At 70.1% G+C, this 17103-nt stretch carries 14 protein-coding genes, 1 tRNA gene and 2 pseudogenes; 2 read left to right on the forward strand and 15 right to left on the reverse strand.

Annotation, left to right across the window (positions count from 1 at the left end; translation table 11 throughout):
• Window positions 1-20: 20 nt before the first annotated feature.
• The 8 genes from ACX9MN_RS12860 to ACX9MN_RS12895 form a co-directional block, all read right to left on the reverse strand.
• Window positions 21-1127, reverse strand: coding sequence for a DUF2125 domain-containing protein (locus tag ACX9MN_RS12860; RefSeq protein WP_489724639.1), 1107 nt, complete (start codon window positions 1125-1127; stop codon window positions 21-23).
• Window positions 1128-1263: 136 nt separating this feature from the next.
• Window positions 1264-1710 (reverse strand): hypothetical protein, encoded by a 447-nt coding sequence (locus ACX9MN_RS12865; protein ID WP_132366734.1) that lies wholly within the window; start codon window positions 1708-1710, stop codon window positions 1264-1266.
• Window positions 1711-1842: 132 nt separating this feature from the next.
• A complete protein-coding gene (locus ACX9MN_RS12870) occupies window positions 1843-2622 on the reverse strand; it encodes a lysophospholipid acyltransferase family protein (RefSeq protein WP_489724640.1) in 780 nt (259 codons plus the stop codon).
• Between the two features lie 74 nt (window positions 2623-2696).
• Entirely contained in the window at window positions 2697-3212 is a 516-nt protein-coding gene (locus ACX9MN_RS12875; RefSeq protein WP_489724641.1) for a hypothetical protein, read from the reverse strand.
• A 108-nt stretch (window positions 3213-3320) separates the two neighbouring features.
• Window positions 3321-6518, reverse strand: a complete 3198-nt coding sequence (locus ACX9MN_RS12880; RefSeq protein ID WP_056530065.1) for an efflux RND transporter permease subunit — start codon at window positions 6516-6518, stop codon at window positions 3321-3323.
• A 107-nt stretch (window positions 6519-6625) separates the two neighbouring features.
• Window positions 6626-7780, reverse strand: a complete 1155-nt coding sequence (locus ACX9MN_RS12885) for an efflux RND transporter periplasmic adaptor subunit (RefSeq protein ID WP_091676637.1) — start codon at window positions 7778-7780, stop codon at window positions 6626-6628.
• A 145-nt stretch (window positions 7781-7925) separates the two neighbouring features.
• Window positions 7926-8246: a rhodanese-like domain-containing protein gene (locus ACX9MN_RS12890; RefSeq protein WP_091976377.1), complete on the reverse strand. Its 321-nt coding sequence runs from the start codon at window positions 8244-8246 to the stop codon at window positions 7926-7928.
• 161 nt (window positions 8247-8407) lie between these two features.
• Window positions 8408-9688 carry a glycosyltransferase family 4 protein gene (locus ACX9MN_RS12895; RefSeq protein ID WP_103986109.1) on the reverse strand — a complete coding sequence of 427 codons (1281 nt, stop codon included), beginning with the start codon at window positions 9686-9688 and terminating at the stop codon, window positions 8408-8410.
• Between the two features lie 141 nt (window positions 9689-9829).
• On the opposite strand from ACX9MN_RS12895, the gene ACX9MN_RS12900 reads away from it, so the two are divergent.
• Window positions 9830-9907, forward strand: a tRNA-Pro gene (locus tag ACX9MN_RS12900).
• Between the two features lie 498 nt (window positions 9908-10405).
• Here the strand turns inward: ACX9MN_RS12900 and ACX9MN_RS12905 are convergent.
• The 7 genes and pseudogenes from ACX9MN_RS12905 to ACX9MN_RS12935 form a co-directional block, all read right to left on the reverse strand.
• Complete coding sequence (locus tag ACX9MN_RS12905; protein ID WP_489724642.1) at window positions 10406-11227, reverse strand: oxidoreductase; 822 nt, start codon at window positions 11225-11227, stop codon at window positions 10406-10408.
• Between the two features lie 328 nt (window positions 11228-11555).
• Entirely contained in the window at window positions 11556-12962 is a 1407-nt protein-coding gene (locus ACX9MN_RS12910; RefSeq protein WP_489724643.1) for an MATE family efflux transporter, read from the reverse strand.
• Window positions 12963-12998: 36 nt separating this feature from the next.
• Window positions 12999-13232 (reverse strand): hypothetical protein, encoded by a 234-nt coding sequence (locus ACX9MN_RS12915; protein ID WP_158684234.1) that lies wholly within the window; start codon window positions 13230-13232, stop codon window positions 12999-13001.
• 309 nt (window positions 13233-13541) lie between these two features.
• Window positions 13542-14128: pseudogene (locus tag ACX9MN_RS12920) on the reverse strand (IS3 family transposase); the annotation flags it as partial.
• Between the two features lie 254 nt (window positions 14129-14382).
• The gene (locus tag ACX9MN_RS12925; protein WP_020095026.1) at window positions 14383-14574 is read right to left on the reverse strand and encodes a hypothetical protein; all 192 of its coding nucleotides are present in this window, start codon (window positions 14572-14574) and stop codon (window positions 14383-14385) included.
• 92 nt (window positions 14575-14666) lie between these two features.
• Window positions 14667-14837: a hypothetical protein gene (locus tag ACX9MN_RS12930; protein WP_489724644.1), complete on the reverse strand. Its 171-nt coding sequence runs from the start codon at window positions 14835-14837 to the stop codon at window positions 14667-14669.
• A 572-nt stretch (window positions 14838-15409) separates the two neighbouring features.
• A complete protein-coding gene (locus ACX9MN_RS12935) occupies window positions 15410-15610 on the reverse strand; it encodes a nuclease (protein ID WP_489724645.1) in 201 nt (66 codons plus the stop codon).
• A 1108-nt stretch (window positions 15611-16718) separates the two neighbouring features.
• On the opposite strand from ACX9MN_RS12935, the pseudogene ACX9MN_RS12940 reads away from it, so the two are divergent.
• Window positions 16719-16831, forward strand: a pseudogene (locus ACX9MN_RS12940) (LexA family protein); the annotation flags it as partial.
• Window positions 16832-17103: the final 272 nt, after the last annotated feature.

Here is a 17103-nt window from a genome sequence, read left to right on the forward strand (position 1 = left end):
CGGCCGGCAGGGTCGCTCCCCTAGTACAGGGCCGGCACGTAGACGTTCGGGATCGGGAAGCCGCTGAAGACGAGCTTGCCGTCGACGAGCCGCAGCGGCGGGAGCGCCTTCAGCGGCGTCGCGTCGGCCGGCGCGTCCGGCCCCGGACGCTGGGCAAGCCCCAGGAGCCCGCCGACCAGCTGGCCCACCAGCGCCCCCCGGTCCGAGCCGAAGCGCTGGCCGACGATGCTGCCGACCAGCGCGTCGACGCCGGCCGCCCGCAGGTCGATCTGCCCGGCGGGCCGGTGGGCGGCGTCGAGGGCGAGGCTGCCCTTCGCCTGGACGCGCTGCGCCCCCTTGGCCAGCGACAGGGCCGTCAGGTCCAGGGCACCGCCGGCCTGACGCCAGCGCTCCAGCTCGCGCGCCACCGTCCCAGTGCGCAGCACGGTCGCCTGCGTCAGGGTCGCGTCCAGGGCCAGATCGGCCGGATCCTGCGTTCCGGTGACCGCGTCGAGCTGCGGAACCGCCGCCTGGTTCAGGCGCAGGCTGACATCCACGGCGCCGTCGGAGTCGAAGCGGCCCGGGCTCGGCCGGGCATGCAGCTCGAGATGCCGCCCCGAGACCGCGATCGGGCCGGGCTCGGCGCCCGTCACGGTGATGTCGGGCTTGTCGACGACCAGGGACGCGCGGCTGAAGCCCCCCGCGGCGCCGTGGAAGCTGCCCTGGAGCGCGGTCCAGGACGCGTCGCCGGTCAGCGGGCCCTGCTCGACGTGGAAGGGGCCCGCGCTCTCGAAGACGACCAGGCGGGGCTGGTAGATCTGCGCCACCGCTGTGCTCGGGCCGAGCCGGAAGCGTCCGTCGGCGCGCTCGAGGGTCACGGCGCTGCAGCGCAGCTCCAGGCGGAACGGGTAGCCGCCGAGGGATCGGTCCGCGCAGGTCCAGGTGCGTCCGGCGGTCGCCTCGCGGGCGATCCAGCCGTCGATCTCGCTGGCCGCGCGCTCCCGCATCCACAGCCAGCCGGCCGACCAGCCCACGACCACGAGGGCGAGCAGGATGTAGGGCAGGAACAGCCCCCGCCGGGATCGCCGCGCGCCCCGTACCGGAGCTGTCTCAGCGGCACCCTCCGGCCGCGTCCGATCCTGCACCATGCGTTCCGCTCCCCGACCCGTCCCCGCGGGGACATCGTGACCCCGGCTTGTGGCCACGCAAGGGGCGAAACTGGGGCAGCACCGCCACGGGTCGACCGCCGCGGACGCGATCCGTCCGCGCGCGGCACGTCCCCGGTCAGACCTGCGCCGGCTCGACGGTGTCGACCTGCAGATCCTCGACGATCGCCGTCCGCTCGGCCTCGTTCTCGGCGAGGCGGTGGACGTGCATCTCGGTGGCGCCCCGGCGGCGGACACGGTCGAGCCAGGTCCGGCGCAGGTGGTCGCGCGGGCTCTCGCTGGAACTCGCCACCGAGACCATCTCGGCGATGCCGGCGTTGTCCCGGCGGACGGCGATCACCACGGCCCGCGCCATCTCGTCGAGGTCGAAGCCGCCGGCCGGGTGGACACCGACCACGTAGCGCCGGCCGGAGCGGCCGCGCCAGGCCGAGAGCGGGAGCGCGGGGGAGCCGCGCAGACCCGCGGTCGTCTTGAGGCGTTCTTCACGCACATCCTGCCTCCGGGTGCGATCGTCCTTCAGGTCGCGGAGCGCGGCCGACCAGGACAGGGCTCTTCTGTTCGCCATTTGTTCTAACCTAACGCGCGATATCCACAGGCGTCAAGGGCGACGTTCCTAGAGCGAGATGTGGCGACGATGCCCGTTATCCACAAGCCGCCGGGCGCCGGTCCGACGCGGAAAACCGCGCTCGCGAACGGCTCAGCGTCGGGCGTCTGCGGCGGCCGGCGCCTCGTCGGCCGGCACGGCCTGCCCCTCGGCCGCGAGGCCCTGGAGGCCGCCCTCGACGAGGGCGTTCGAGGCCGTCTCGAGCCGCTCCTGGGCCAGCGCCTGGAACTCCTGGCGGGGAAGGCCCGGCGGGATAGGCGGCAGGAACTCGATCACCGCCCGGCCCGGCCGGCGCACGAGGCTGTTGCGCGACCAGAACAGGCCGGTGTTCAGCGCCACGGGCAGGCAGGGCACGTTCAGGGCAGTGTAGAGGTGCGAGAGCCCCTGCTTGTAGGCGGGCGGCGCCCCGACCGGACGCCGGGTGCCCTCGGGGAAGATGATGAGCTGGCGGCCGTCCCGGATCGCCGCGCCGGCGGCGGCGTTCATCAGGCTCATGGCCCGGCTGCCCTTCGACCGGTCGATCGCCACCATGCCGCTGCGCGACAGGTACCAGCCGATCAGCGGGATGAGCAGCAGCTCCTTCTTCAGGATGTAGGCGAAGTTCGGCAGCACCGTGCAGAGGGCCAGCGTCTCCAGGGCCGACTGGTGCTTGGCCGCCACCAGCAGGGGGCCGGCCGGGATGTTCTCCAGCCCGCGGAACTCGACCCGCGTTCCCGCGACGACTCGCAGGAGCCACAGGGTGATCCGCCCCCAGGCGCGGGCGAGCCGCAGCACCGACCGGCCGGAGACCAGCATGGGCAGGCCGGCGAAGGCCAGGACCGTCGTGACGGCGTAGAAGCAGACGTTGAAGGCGAGAGAGCGGAGGGCGAGCATCGGGAACCGTGTCGTGGCGGCTCCCCTGTAGCGCGCCCGCGTGTCCGCGGCCAAGGGCGACGTGCCGGGCGGCGTCAGGCGCCCTCGGGGCGATGCCCGTCCCGGACGAGCCCCGCGCCGCGCCCGGCGACCAGCCAGTAGACCAGGCCGGCGCTGGCACCGACCGCGAACAGGATCAGCGTCAGGCGCGCCTCGCCCGCGAGGAGGGCGGCGTCGCGGGCGCCGCCGGACCGGAGCGCGCCGCGCGTCAGCCAGGGGAGGGCGGCGGTGAGCAGCCCGCAACCGGCGCCGTACCACAGCAGGCCGCGGCGCCCGAGGATCTCACCGCCGAGGCCGATCACGGCCGGGGGTACGAACAGCAGCGCGAACAGCGCCTTGGCGAGGCCGGCGAGGAGCAGGGCGAGCCCCTCCGGCGGCAGCCCGGCCGAGAGGTCCGACAGGGCCATGTCGAGTCCGGCGAGCGCCCCGCCGGTCAGCCAGGCCTGCGCGGCCGGGTCGACGAGCAGCGCCAGCACCAGGACCGCGAGGCCCGTGGGGACGGCGAGCAGCAGGGCGAAGGCCCCGAGAATCAGGCGACCGAGGGCGTGCATGCCGCGAGCCTCTACACCGGGTGCCCCCGCCCGTCGCGCGGAAGCCGCGCCCGATCCTCGCGGATCCGGCGCGGCTTCCATCGTTCCGCGGCCCAGGGGCGTGTGCCGTCAGCCGTGGGCTGGGGCGGCGCCGCCGGGATCGCCGTGCGTGTGCTTCTTCCGGAACCGGCCCAGCCAGATCGAGAAGTGGCGGATCACCACGTAGAAGACCGGGGTCAGGAACAGGCCGAAGAAGGTCGCGCCGATCATCCCGAAGAACACCGCGGTGCCGAGCGCCTGGCGCATCTCGGCGCCGGGGCCGGTCGCCACGACCAGCGGCAGGGTGCCGAGGATGAACGCGAAGGCGGTCATCAGGATCGGGCGCAGGCGGAGACGGCAGGCCTCGACCGCCGCCTCGACCGGGCCGCGATGCTCCCGCTGCTCGATGTCGTGTGCGAACTCGACGATCAGGATCGCGTTCTTCGCCGCGAGGCCGATGAGCACGATCAGGCCGATCTGGGTCAGGATGTTGTTGTCCTGCCCCCGGAACTGCACGCCCGCGAGCGCGGCGAGCACGCCGGTCGGCACCACCAGCAGGATCGCGAGCGGCAGCGCCCAGGATTCGTACTGCGCGGCGAGCACGAGGAAGACCAGCAGCACGCCGAGGGCGAAGACCGCGCCGGCCGTGCCGCTCGCCGCCTTCTGCTGGTAGGCGATCTCGGTCCAGTCGTACGAGTAGCCGTCGGGCAGCGCCTTCTTGGCGATCTCCTCCATGGCGGTGAGCGCCTGTCCGGTGGAGACGCCGGGCTTGGCCACGCCCTGCACCGGGACCGAATAGTACAGGTTGAACCGCTGCACGATCTGCGGACCGGTCACGTCCCGCACCGAGGCGAGGGTGCCCATCGGCACCAGGGCGCCGGTGGAGGAGCGCACCTTGATCTGCGAGATGTCCTGCACCGACGTGCGGAACGCCGCGTCGCCCTGCAGGCGCACCTGGTAGATGCGGCCCAGGGTGTTGAAGTCGTTGACGTAGGTACCGCCGAGATCCGCCTGGACCGACGAGAACACGTTGGCCAGCGGCACGTTGAGCATCCGCGCGATGGTGCGGTCGATGTCGAGGAAGAGCTGCGGCGTCGAGTTGTCGAAGGTCGTGAAGACGCGCTGCACGTCCGCGCTCTGGTTCGCCTGGGCGATCACCTCGCCGGCGGCGGCCATGAGCGGGCCGATATCCGAGGACTGGCGGCTCTCGATCTGCATCTTGAAGCCGCCGCCGTTGCCGAGACCGCGGACGGGCGGCGGCGGGATCACGATGACCCGCGCCTCCTGGATGTCCGAGGTCGCCTTCAGCACGTCGCCGGTGATGACGGCCGCGCTCCGACCCACTTCCGCGCGCTCCTTCGCCCCCTTGAGGGTCAGGAACATCACGCCGGCATTGGTCGTGTTGGTGAAGGTCGCGCCGTCGAAGCCCGCGATGATCACCGCGTTGGCCACGCCGTCGACCGTCCGGGCCTGCTTGGCGGCGCGCAGGCACACCTCCGTGGTGCGGTCGAGGGAGGAGCCGGACGGGAGCTGGACGACGCCGATCAGGTAGCCCTGATCCTGGTCCGGGATGAAGCCCGTGGGGGTCGTCTGCGCGAGGTGGAGCGTGCCAGCGATCACCGCGGCGTAGACCAGCAGCATCACGCCCAAGCCCACGATCCCGCCGGTGAGCACCCGGATCGTCCGGCCGTAGGCGTTCGACGTGGCGTCGAAGGCGCGGTTGAAGCCGTTCGCCAGCCAGTTCACGAACCGCGTCAGGAAGAACTTCGGCTCCTTGCGGGCGTGGTGGGGCACCAGCAGCAGCTTACAGAGCGCCGGCGACAGGGTAAGCGAGTTGAAGGCCGAGATCAGGGTCGAGGCCGCGATGGTGAGCGCGAACTGCTTGTAGAACTGGCCCGAGATGCCCGGGATGAACGCCGTCGGCACGAACACCGCGGCGAGCACCAGCGCGATGGCGATGACCGCGCCGCCGACCTCGTCCATGGTCTTGTGTGCGGCGTCGCCCGGCGACAGGCCCTCGGCCATGTTGCGCTCGACGTTCTCCACCACCACGATCGCGTCGTCGACCACGATGCCGATCGCGAGCACCAGCCCGAACAGGGTCAGGTTGTTCAGCGAGAAGCCGAAGGCGGCCATCGCCGCGAAGGTGCCGATCAGCGAGACCGGGATCGCGATGACCGGGATCAGGGCGGTCCGCCAGCTCTGGAGGAACACCAGCACCACGATGACCACGAGGCCGACCGCCTCGAACAGGGTCTTGTAGACCTCGTGGATCGATTCCTCGATGAACTCCGTCGGGTTGTAGGCGATGCGGTACTCGACGTCCGGCGGGAAGTTCTTCTTGACCTCCTCCATCACCTTCTTGACCGACGCCGCCGCGTCGAGCGCGTTGGTGCCCGGCCGCTGGAAGGCGCCGATGCCGACCGCGGGCGTGTCGTTGAGGAACGAGTTGGTCGTGTAGTCCTTCTGGCCCATCTCGACGCGGGCGATGTCCTTGACCCGGACGAGGCGCCCGTCCTGCGCCTTGATGATCACCTCGGCGAACTGCTCGGGCGTCTTGAACCGGGCCTGCGACTGCACGACGAGCTGGAACGCCTCGCCCTTGGCGGCCGGCGGACCGTTCAGCTGGCCGGCGGCCACCTGCACGTTCTGCTCCTGCAGGGCCGTCGTGACGTCGGTGACCGAGAGGCCGTAGGCGGCCAGCTTGTTCGGGTCGACCCAGACGCGCTCCGCGTACTCGTTACCGCCGAAGATCGTGATGTCGCCGACGCCGTCGAGGCGCAGCAGCTCGTCGCGGATGTTCAGGTAGATGTAGTTGGCGAGGTAGTTCTGGTCGTAGGTCTTGTTCGGCGAGAGCAGGTGCACGACCAGCATCAGGTCGGGCGAGGCCTTGCGGACCGTGACGCCGAGGTTGCGCACGTCCGGCGGCAGGCGCGGCTGTGCCACCGACAGCCGGTTCTGCACCAGCACGTTCGCGATATCGAGGTTCGTGCCGACCTTGAAGGTCACGGTCAGCAGCATGTTGCCGTCGTTGGTCGACAACGACGTCATGTAGAGCATGTTGTCGACGCCGTTGACCTCCTGCTCGATCGGCGTCGCGATCGTGGCGGCCACGGTCTCGGCGTTGGCACCCGGGTAGGAGGCGCGCACCGTCACGGTCGGCGGCACGATCTCGGGGTACTGCGAGACCGGCAGGCTCTCGTAGGCCACGAAGCCGAGGATCAGGAAGACGATCGACGTGACGGACGCGAAGATCGGTCTGTCGACGAAGAAATGGGCGAAACGCATCGGTCAAACCTCTGAGGCCCGCCGGTCTCCCGGACGGGGCCCTGCGTCGTCGGTGCGGGGCGCGCCGCGCGGCGCGCACGAAGGCGTTCGTGTCGAGCCCCGGGGGCTCAGGTCTTGCTCGGGGGCAATTCGATCGTCTCGGGGGTGACCTTCGCGCCCGGACGGACGCGGGACAGGCCGTTGACCACCACGGTCTCGTCGCCCTTCAGCCCTGACTGGATCACCCGATAGCCGTCGACCTTCGGTCCCAGCACGACGTCCTTCTGCTGGATCACGTTCTCGGGCCCGACGATGTAGACGATCCGCTTGTCCTGGTTGGCCGCCACGGCGTCGTCGGGCAGCAGGATGCCCTGGAACGGCTTGGTCGCCGGCATCGAGACAATGCCGAACAGGCCGGGCTTGATGAACAGGTCGGGGTTCGGGACGGTCGCGCGCAGCAGGATCGTGCCGGTGGCGTTGTCGACGCGGTTGTCGACGAAGTCGAGCGTGCCCTTGCGAGTGGGCTTCGCCTCGCCGGACAGGGCGATCAGGATCGGCACGCCCTTACCCTGCTGGGTCTGGCCCATGCCGATGCCGAGGCTGTTCTGGTACTTGAGGAACGACTTCTCATCGACGGTGTAGCTGAAATAGATCGGGTCGAGGGACACGATCGTCGTCAGCATGGTCTGGTCGGCGCTGACGATGTTGCCCTCGGTCACCAGGCGGCGGCTGATGCGGCCGTTGATCGGCGCCTTCACCTCGCTGAAGTCGTAGTTCAACTGGGCGTTGTTGAGAGCGGCCTGGGCGCTGTCGACGTCGGCCTGGGCGGTCTGCGAGGCCTGCCGGCGCTGGTCGGTGACCTGCTCGGAGATGTTGCCGCTGCGGGACAGGGTCTGCGCGCGCTCCAGGTCCGTCTGCGAGAAGGACTGGCGCGCCTTGGCGGAGGCCAGGGCCGCCTGGGCCTGCTCCAGCGCCGCCTTGTAGGGGCGCCGGTCGATCACGAACAGGACGTCGCCCTTCTTCACCGTCTGGCCGTCGACGAAGTTGATCTTCTCGAGGTAGCCGGTGACGCGGGCGCGGACCTCGACGTAATCGATCGCGTCGAAGCGGCCGGTATACTGATCCTGCTCGACGATCTGGCGCACCACGGGCTTGGCCACGGTGACCTTGGGCGGCGGGCCGCCCGGCGCCTGCGCGCGGGCCGGAGTCGCGAGGGGGCCTGCCGCGAGAGCCGCGATCAGGCCTGACAAGACGGTGAGTAGGCTGGGAAGCCGGCTGCGCATCGGGTCCTGCTGTCCGTTGGCCGACCGTCCGGTCGCGCCGAGCTTGACGATTGTTCCGCCGCGGGTGCGCCGTAACCCGCGGTCGACGGTGTTGCTTGTGCGCGAACGCACATCACGGTCCCGCGAGCCGGATTGAAACGGCAGATTAGGCGATCGTTTCGCCCGCGCTGTACCAGTCCTTGAAACCGCCCTTGTAGTGTTCGGCGAGGTCGAGCCCGGCATTCTGCGCCGCCATGAGCGCGTGAACCGAGCGGACGCCCGAGGCGCACGAGAACACCGCCCGCCGGCCGTCCTCGGCGACGAGGGCCGCGACCGCCTGCGGGTCGAAGCCGGAGAGCGGGTGCGAGACGGCGCCGGGGATGTGCCCGGCCTCGTACTCGTGCGATTCACGGACGTCGATGATCAGCATCGAGCCGTCATCGAGCCCTTGCTTGACCGTCTCGCGATCGAGGTCGACCACCCGCATCGGCAGGATCTCCGTTCCGCCCGCTCTCGGCCAGGCTGGCTGACTGACGCTTTTCCTTATTCGTCAGACTCCGGCGGCGCAACGTGCGTCGTCGTCCCGCGACCGTCGCCCGCGGGCGGGCGGCCGAGGAGGCCCGGCCCGGCGCGGATCGGCGGCCCCTGTCAGAGCGCCGCGAGGGTCGGCGCCACGGCCGCGAAATGCGCGGGCCAGTCCGGCGGCCGGTACCCGGCCAGACGGCCGGCCAGTTCGGCGCGGAGCGATCCGTCGGGCCGCGCGAGCGCCTCGATCGCCTCGATCCAGCCCGGACCGTCCAGGGGATCGCGGAACAGCGCGAAGCCGTCGGCGATCTCGCGGTGGACGGCGATGTCGGAGGCGATCACCGGCAGCCCCGAGGCCGCGGCCTCGACGACGGGGATGCCGTAGCCCTCGGTGAAGGACGGCATCAGCAGGGCGGTGCAGCTGCGCATCAGCGCCGCCAGACCGTGGGTCGACAATCCCGAGGCCTCGATGACGTGGGCGCGCACGCCGGGGCAGCGCTCCAGCATGTCGATGGCGCTCTCCGCCTCCCAGCCCCGGCGCCCGACCACGACGAGCCGGGGTGCCGCCGCCCCGTGGCGCTCGGCCAGGAGCCGCCAGATCTGGAACAGCAGCAGGTGGTTCTTGCGCGACTCGATGGTGCCGCAGACCAGGAAGGTCGGCCGGTCGGGGGTGAATCGGGGCCCGGTGTGGCCGAAGGCGGTCTCGACCCCGAGATGGCCCACGGCCACCGGCGGCCGCCCGAACCCCTCGGCGGCGAGATGCGCGAGGGTGCGCCGGCCGGTATCCTCCGAATTCACCAGGATGGCGGAGGCGTGCCGCCCGATCGTGCGCAGGCGCGCCCGGTGCCGGTCGGCCTCACCGGACCGGCCGTATTCCGGGTGGGTGATCGGGATGAGGTCGTGGACGAAGAACGCCGCCCGGACGTCCCGCCGGGTATAGAGCCAGTCGAACCGCCGCGGGTCGTCGAGGCGCAGGTGCGAGGTGTGCAAATAGAGCGCGTCCCGGGGCAGGATCGCGACCGACCGGCCGCGCAGCGCGATGTCGACGGTCTTGCGCGCCTGGATCCGCCGCCGGTCGGCGGACCCGGCCTGCGGTGCGGTGCCGGGCGGCGGCGCGGCGGCGGGATCGCCGCAGCGGGACGCGAGCCGCCGGTAGACCGGGTCCGACGCGGCGTCCCGGTCCTCGACCCAGCCGGCCGCCACGGCCTCGACGATCTCCAGCGCCTGCGCGCGGTCGAGGATGCGCGGTCCGAACGCCGTGGAGACGACGCCGACGCCCGTCTCCGCCCGGCCGAGATAGGCGCGCGCGTAGGCGAGGTCGACGCGGTCGATGCCCGACGGGCTCGCGTGGCGCAGCCGCGTGACGAGGCGCGTGAGATCGAAGGCGATCGGTCGGTCCGTCATGATCCTCTGGCAATCGCGGGGGCGAGGCCTCCCCGTAGCGGGCCTGACCCGCGAGAGCCAGCACATCCGCGCGGCCCGCGCGCGCCGAAGGGCTTGCGCGGGCGCGGCGCGGAGGCTAAGAGCCGCGAGCCCTAGCGGCGTCGGAGTGTAGCGCAGCCCGGTTAGCGCACTAGTCTGGGGGACTAGGGGTCGTGGGTTCGAATCCCGCCACTCCGACCATTCAAGCCTTTGGGCAACAAGGCTCTGTCCTGGAACGATCGCTGGTCAGTCCGCGAGCAAAGGCGGAACGCGCGGTGCACGTGGGCACTATGGGCCACCAGAGCCACCCAGGGTCTGTTCTCGGTCGGTGCATTCCTGGCGGCGAAGGGTCGCCGAAGCCCATGGCCTCGAACCCGACCGTCTCCGCGCTTCGCGAGGCCGCCGAGCTCTCTGACGAGGCGATCGACTTGGATCCTCAGCAGCGTGGCCGGCGGCAGAGGCGCGCCTCCCCGACTTTCATCGCCCGCAGGTAGGCGCGGCCGTCCAGGCTTCGCCCTGTCTGGGCCACCTCGGATCACTCCACCGCACGTCGACGAAGCGGTGCGGAGCTGCGGGTGCTGTCGGTGTGCCTGGTGACGACGCGGCGCGGAGGGTCAGGATCGACGGCGCTGGCGCCCGGCCGATCTCAAACCCTGCACGCCGACACGCGCCGGAACCGCGACCTCTCCGGACTCGTGATCACGGGACCTGCGGGAGGCGCATCTCCTTGCGGAAGCTCCTGTCGAAGGCGGTGGCCGGCACGAAGCGGCGCAGCAGGCTGACCTGCCTCGCCTTGGGGCCCGCCGTGTAACGGCGCTTCGGGCTCGTCGCGGTGGCGGCTTCGACGATGACCTTCGCCACGACCTCGGGCGCATCGGCGGACTTCATGACCTCGCTCAGGAACCGGTCTCGACCGGCGCGCTCCGCCTCGTAGATGCCGAGCGGCGCGTCGGGGCGCACGAGGTTCCGGTCGAAGGCCGTCCGGGTGAAGGCGGGCTCGACGAGCACGATCCGGATCCCTTGCCCACGAACCTCGTGGTCCAGCGACTCGGAGTAGCCTTCGACGGCGTGCTTGCTGGCGCCGTAGAGCGCCATGTAGGGGGCCGGGATCAGGCCCTGGACAGAGCTGACGTTGACGATCCGGCCGCCCTTCTGCGCGCGCATCAGGGGAAGCACGGCGCGGGTCGTCCGGATGACGCCGAACAGGTTCACGTCGAACATGGCCTGAGCCTGCGAGACCGACGATTCCTCGGCCGCGCCGCTGATGCCGAAGCCGGCGTTGTTCACGAGGAGGTCGATCCTCCCCGTCTCGCCGAAGACGGTCTCGACCGTCTCAGTGACCGATCTCTCATCGGTGACGTCACAGACGATGGTAGCCATCCCGCCGTCCACGGCCGGAGACGCCCTCCGGCTGGTCCCGAATACGCGGTAGCCCGCAGCCTGAAGGGCCTTCGCCGTCTCCAGCCCGATGCCGGACGAGGCGCCTGTGACCACCGCGGTCTTGATGCTGCCCTTGCTCATATCGCCCTCCGATCCACGCGGCACCTTGCCCGCTGCGACCCGATATAAATTATGATCATAATTTTTTAAAGCAAGCCAGATCCGAGTGCCTCGCCAATTCGGCCCAGGGTCTCGGAGGATTCATCGGCGATCTCCGTCATCGATCGCGAGCGCGGGTCGGTCGGTTCGAGGATCCTGCCGAACTGCTCCTCGGGTGCTCCCAGCACCGTCGCCTCGAGATGGGCGGGCGCCCCGCTCATCCCGAAGGAGACGCGGCCCCGGGACGCGGACGCCGTTCGCCTCGGAGGCGCCGGCACCCATCGGCCTCAGCCGCGTCGCAGGCCTCGTCTCAGCGTCCCGAATTGGCGGCCGCCGTGAGGTCCGGCGGAACAGGTGATGTGCTCAGACCGGGACCCGCCAGGAACATCCGGCCGGCCGCGAAGGCGGCCGCGTTGACGAGGCCCATGGCGACGAAGCCGGCCGAGAGGGCGACGAACATCCCGACCAAGCCGAGCCCGAGCCTCGCCGCGATCCAGGCTCCCCCCAGGGCCACGGCCATCCGAAGGACGCTCGCGGCGAGCGGCCAGCCGACACGCCCGGCCCCCTGGGCCGCGAAGTAGAGGGCGAGGCCGGCCCCGAAGAATCCGTAGAACGGTCCGACGACGCGCAGGTAGGTCGAGCCGGTGGCGAGCATCGCCGGATCGTGCCCGAACAGGCCGAGCCACCCGGCAGGATGGAGGGCGGCCGTGAGGCCGATGGCCTCCGTCAGGACACCCGCCACGAGGGCGCCGGTCAGCGCGGCCTGACGGGCGCGTGCGTGCATCCCGGCCCCGAGGGCGGTCCCGACGAGGGCGGCGATCGGCGAGCCGAGCCCGAACACCAGGGGGACCAGCAGGTACTCAAGCCTCGCGCCGGTCCCGTACCCCGCCACTGCCGCCGGTCCCGCCGTCCCGACGAAGCCGGTCGCGGCGATGACGGTGACGTTGGAGGTCATGCTGGCGATGCCGGAGAGCAGGCCGACGCGCAGGATCTCGCGGGACGGCGCCCAGGTCAGCCTCGGCGGGCGAGGGCTCGGGCGTAGGACACTCCGGCCGGACCAGATGTAGGCGGCGAAGAGGGTGGCGCCGACGGCGTAGTAGGCGGCGAAGGCGACACCGCCGCCCACGACCCCGAGGCGGGGGAACGGCCCCCACCCGAAGATCAGCGCGGGCGAGAGCGGGATCAGCAGGACGGCCCCGGCGCAGGTGACGCCGGCCGGGAGCGCCATGTTGCCGGTCCCGCGGATCACCGCCGCCAGCGCGTTGAACAGCCAGATCAGGATCGCCGCGCCGAACACGACGGTCGCGTAGGCCGTCGCGGCCCTGAGCGAGGCACCCGTGCCGCCCATCGCCGCGTAGAGGCGCGGTCCCAGGGTCAAGGCGAGCAGGCTGGTCACCGCGCCGAGGCCGAGTCCGATGGCGGCGGCGTGCCACGCGAGCGGACCTGCCGCGTCCTGCCGACCAGCGCCCAGGGTGCGCGAGACCGCCGACTGGATGCCGCCGCCCATGCCGCCCGCGGACAGCATCTGGACGAGCATGACCACCGGGAAGACGAGCGCCATTCCGGCGAGGGCGTCGGTGCCGAGCTCGGCGACGAAGTAGGTCTCGATCAGGCCGATGGAGGTCTGGACGACCATGACCGCGACATTCGGCACGGCCATCCGGGCCAGTGTCGGCAGGAGAGGGGCCGTCAGCAGTCGGCGCGTCCTGATGTCCATGAGGGCTTCCTCGTCCGTGACAGCTTCGGCGGCCGGCTACGCGATGCCCGAGGAGCGGACTCGGGAGGTCGGGCCCCCTCGTCCGGCTTCGGGGGTATTGGACAGGAGCCCCGGCCGGCCATCCGAGACCTGGATGTTGGCGTCGACGATGGTCACGCCGATGGGGCCTCCGAACTGCTCAAGGCCCTCGATCTCGGCGCCGCTACCCTCGACCATCCCCGCGGCCGGCGCGACCTCGGAGGCCTGGACCAAGGCTGGCTTCAGGGTCACGGAAATCCGGGCCGGCCAAGCCGGTGCGTACGATGACCAGTCCGCATCCATCGCCGGCTCCCCCGCGGGCCCTCGACGGTTTGATATGACGCCCATAATCTATTATGATCGTCATCTATCGTCAACGGCCTTCCCGTCTGCCAAGCGAGGCTTTCTTGGACAATCGGGCCGCGCATCCCGAGCCGGCGGTCGGCGAGGCCCGGGGCCCACGCGAGGTCCTCGAAGCCCGGGGCGTTGCCTGTGTCAGCGCCGATCTCCCGGCCGTCGCGACGCGCGGTCGTCACGCCCTCCCTGGTCAAAGGGATTCTGCGGAACCTCGAGCCTTTCGCGACGCCCGATGCGCCGAACCCGATCCTGGCCCGCTTGCCAGCAATCCGCTCGCAGCAGTGCGGTGACACGGCAGCAGCCGCAGCGCCCGCACTCGGATGCCAGGGTGATGATGGCAGGGGTCAACGCGTCTTCTTCGGCCGACACGGAGGGCACATCGCGTCGCGTGCCGCGGCGCTGGTCGACGGTCCGGCAGGCGTGGCGTTCCGGAAGACCGTACCTCTCCCGGATATCTGCAACCGCCTAGCGGCGTCGCTCGGATGCTACGAGGCTCCGGCCGCCACGTCCGCCAACATCTGCTTCTTCAAGGTCAGATCGGCCACGAGCCGCCGCGGCCGAGCCTTCTCGCGGTCTGGATCCTTCATCTTCCAAGCCTGATCGACTCGGAGACCGGCGTACGCCTTGCGCCAGCGTGAGGCACTCTGCTCAGAGATCTCCGCTTCCGCGCACGCAAGCGCCAAGTTCTTGCCCCGGGCTGTCTGCACCTCGATCTGGTGCAGCTTCGGCGCGCCCTGCTCCGCGCGCGTCGTCCGACCGCGCCGCCTGTCCGGCTCCTCCGGTCCTGGCAGATCCTCTCGATCAGCTCGGTCCGAAGGCGGCCGGTCAGGTCAGCCTGGACGCAGGCCGGGCGCCGTCCTCGTCGGAGGCTTAAACCGTCCCGCCTGCCCACGCGTCGACCGGGCCTCGGCATGCCCTCGAGGCTACCGCCTTCAGCCCCGACGGCACCGCCGCGCGGGACGTTCTCGCTGCCGCTGCACGCCCGCCGGGGCTCGAATCCGGACGGGCCAACCGGTTCGCCGGTCGGAGCTTTCCTGTCTCGCCCCTAGGCTTTCATCTCGGCGAGCATCTTCGCGCCCTCGGTCAGAAAGAACGCCTTGATCTTCGGGTTGCGGACCCGCAGGGCGCAGTGCCTCGCGATCTCGCTCATCGACCGGTTCTTCGGATTGTTGAGGAGATCGGTCAGGTACGTCTGAGCCTGGGCCTCGGTGTCGATGGTGAATGGCTGGGGGTCCACGAAGCACCTCTCGCTTTGACCTGCCCGGCGCGCCGTGGCGCGCCTCTCGATGCCCCGCCGACCGATGAATGGCGAGTCCGTGTCGAGCGCCCTTAGCGCGTCGCCTGCATATCGATGATCGGGCCGCCGATGTCGAAGAATTCTTCGTCGGTGAACTCTGCCAACTCGATCTCCTCGCGCGGACGCTGAAACGGCAGGAACGCGGAGATCATTCCGAGACACAGCGCCCCGGCAATCAGGACGGCCAACAGCGCGAGGGTCATGGTCAACATCGGAACGCAATGCGATGTCAGACTTATAGAACGGTAATCTTAAAACTTGCTTTCGGTGCATGGGATACCGCCCGGTAACCGCCGGCCGCGAACCTGCCGCCGGGCCGCGTTGCGTATCGGCTCGGCTCACACGCTGGTGAGATCAGGCGCTCCCCCGCCCCGTGAGCAGATCGGGGCGGAGCCGAGCGGGCTTACCGACCGAGGGACGGGCCGCCCGACGTGCCGCCAGTGCCGGGCGGCCCGCTCGTGGGGGTGCCGCCAATGTTGACGCCCGGCGTCGTGCCCGGGATCGACGAGTTGCTCGGGTTGGCCTCATTTCCACGGGTGACCGGGCTCGGTCCGAGATCCCGGGCACCCGGGCCGGCACCTCCGGTTGTCGCCGGCGGGGCGACCCCGGTGTTTCCCGCGCCGCCCGTCACCGTTTGCGCTGAGACCGGCGCGGCCAGGGCGATGGACAAGGCTCCTGCGAGCGCCGCGAGCGTGCGAGTCATGAAGTCGTCCCTGCGATTGCTGTGGCACAGGAACGGTTGATGTCGAGGGAAGTTCAGGGACGGGCGCGTCCATCACCCGCGCGCCGTTCGCCAGCCCGCGGCCTCGATCTCGCGGCAGAGTAAGCGCTCGCCGGAGCCCGTGTCGATCGCGGTCCGGTCGTAGTCCCTGCTTCCGGGAAGCCGGTCGATCTCGTCGGCCTCGCGCGGGATGTCGCCCTCGATCGCGCAGACAGTCCGCGTGAGCGCTGCCGTGGGCGCCGCGGGCTTCTCCATTTCCGGCCGGTCTCGACGCCACTGGCGCACTCGGCACGCTTCCAGTCCGACGGCGGATGCGGGTCCCGCAGATCACCCCGGTGTCGCCGTCGGTGACCGAAACGCGGCTGATCGGTAAACGCTCGGATCAGCCCGCAGCGATGAAAACCGGTCAGCCTGACCTCACCCGCAGCCTGTTCCCTCGGCGACAGCGCTATCGAGGGGGGCAGCAACGGCGGTGCGCATCCCGGTGCACCCCGAGGGTGACTGATCTGAGCAGGCGTCTCGCTGGTCCAGAAATAAAGAGTTCGTCGCGGGACCGTCGAGCATTTCGCCTGTGCGAGACCACCATTCGCGCTCGAATGTATCACCGCGGGAACGTTATTTAGTTGCAGGCCCGCGCATTGGCCGCGATTTCAGCTCAAGCAAACAATGTTAAATCATCATCGATGGGTAAATTATTACTGAATTATCATCTGGCCGACATCGAGGATCATCGTGTCGAAATATAGATCCAGCTCGTCCGGCTAAATTCTGCAGTGGCCCCTCACTGCTGCCGGAGGGAGCCGCATTCCATGTGCATCGTGAGACAAAAGTGCAAGTGCTCGACCCGCGTTCGGTATCAAATCGGGCAAACGCTTGGTTCACGCAACAAGTGCGCGCATCCGGTCGTGCGCTGGATCGGCTTCTCTAAACGTCGACGTAGTGAGATATCTCGGAGACGATCTGTCGGACAAGAAAGAATCAGCGTCATTCAGTTGAGTTGGGCACAGACATTTGGTCGACCGGTCAGTGTAGCGACGACCGGAATCGTTCAGCCTATGGCGACGGTGGTGCCGTTCGAATCGCCCTCGCGTTGACCGGCTCGAAGCCGATCGCGAGACGAAGAGACCGTTCTCGAGACGGCCGGTCTGGGGGTTCGCGGCCGAGGGGCCCGGCTAACGATCAGCCCTGCAGCCTGTCGGCGACGTCGTCGGGGATCTGCACCCCACTGTCCGGAAATCGTGACGCTCTCCGCCTCGCCGGTCTCACCGCCGGCCACCACCTTCAGCGCCGCTGCGCCCGGCATCCGGCGTTTGGCATCCGCTTGGCCAGATTCTCGGCCTTCTTCGCCACCCCACTCTCGGCCTGCGCCGGCGTCCTGTCCGCGGCCGACGCTTTCTCGAAGGCGCGCTGGAACTGCCCCGCTGGCGCGTGCCGAACCCGCCCACCACCTTCCTGCGGCGTAGCGCGGGCTCGTCAGGGAGGGCGCCGGCAAGTTCGCGTTGCGCGACGCAAGTGAGCGAACTGCCGGTTGCGCACTCACAGGGTGCGCGCCGTCCGGCTTCGCGACTGCCTGGGGTGGAGAGCGGAAGCCACCTCAGGCCAAGGGTCGACACTGGACAGGCGGTCTCGCGCAGCTGAACGTCAAGATTGACGCGGATCATTCTGCGGATCCCGTCGTATCTTCGCTTTCGCCGTTCGACGGGGCAGCGCAAGCGCCGCCGTCGCGCTAGGATGGTTGAACGTCGTGA

The sequence above is a fragment of the Methylobacterium sp. 1A genome (assembly GCF_058072805.1).

Bases quoted from the DNA above. Each gene is read 5' to 3' on its own strand.
- ACX9MN_RS12895 (WP_103986109.1), bottom strand. From the start codon at position 9,688: ATGACGGACCGACCGATCGCCTTCGATCTCACGCGCCTCGTCACGCGG.
- ACX9MN_RS12910 (WP_489724643.1), bottom strand. From the start codon at position 12,962: ATGGACATCAGGACGCGCCGACTGCTGACGGCCCCTCTCCTGCCGACA.
- ACX9MN_RS12935 (WP_489724645.1), bottom strand. From the start codon at position 15,610: ATGGAGAAGCCCGCGGCGCCCACGGCAGCGCTCACGCGGACTGTCTGC.
- ACX9MN_RS12870 (WP_489724640.1), bottom strand. From the start codon at position 2,622: ATGCTCGCCCTCCGCTCTCTCGCCTTCAACGTCTGCTTCTACGCCGTC.
- ACX9MN_RS12865 (WP_132366734.1), bottom strand. From the start codon at position 1,710: ATGGCGAACAGAAGAGCCCTGTCCTGGTCGGCCGCGCTCCGCGACCTG.
- ACX9MN_RS12885 (WP_091676637.1), bottom strand. From the start codon at position 7,780: ATGCGCAGCCGGCTTCCCAGCCTACTCACCGTCTTGTCAGGCCTGATC.
- ACX9MN_RS12930 (WP_489724644.1), bottom strand. From the start codon at position 14,837: ATGACCCTCGCGCTGTTGGCCGTCCTGATTGCCGGGGCGCTGTGTCTC.
- ACX9MN_RS12860 (WP_489724639.1), bottom strand. From the start codon at position 1,127: ATGGTGCAGGATCGGACGCGGCCGGAGGGTGCCGCTGAGACAGCTCCG.
- ACX9MN_RS12875 (WP_489724641.1), bottom strand. From the start codon at position 3,212: ATGCACGCCCTCGGTCGCCTGATTCTCGGGGCCTTCGCCCTGCTGCTC.
- ACX9MN_RS12905 (WP_489724642.1), bottom strand. From the start codon at position 11,227: ATGAGCAAGGGCAGCATCAAGACCGCGGTGGTCACAGGCGCCTCGTCC.
- ACX9MN_RS12880 (WP_056530065.1), bottom strand. From the start codon at position 6,518: ATGCGTTTCGCCCATTTCTTCGTCGACAGACCGATCTTCGCGTCCGTC.
- ACX9MN_RS12890 (WP_091976377.1), bottom strand. From the start codon at position 8,246: ATGCGGGTGGTCGACCTCGATCGCGAGACGGTCAAGCAAGGGCTCGAT.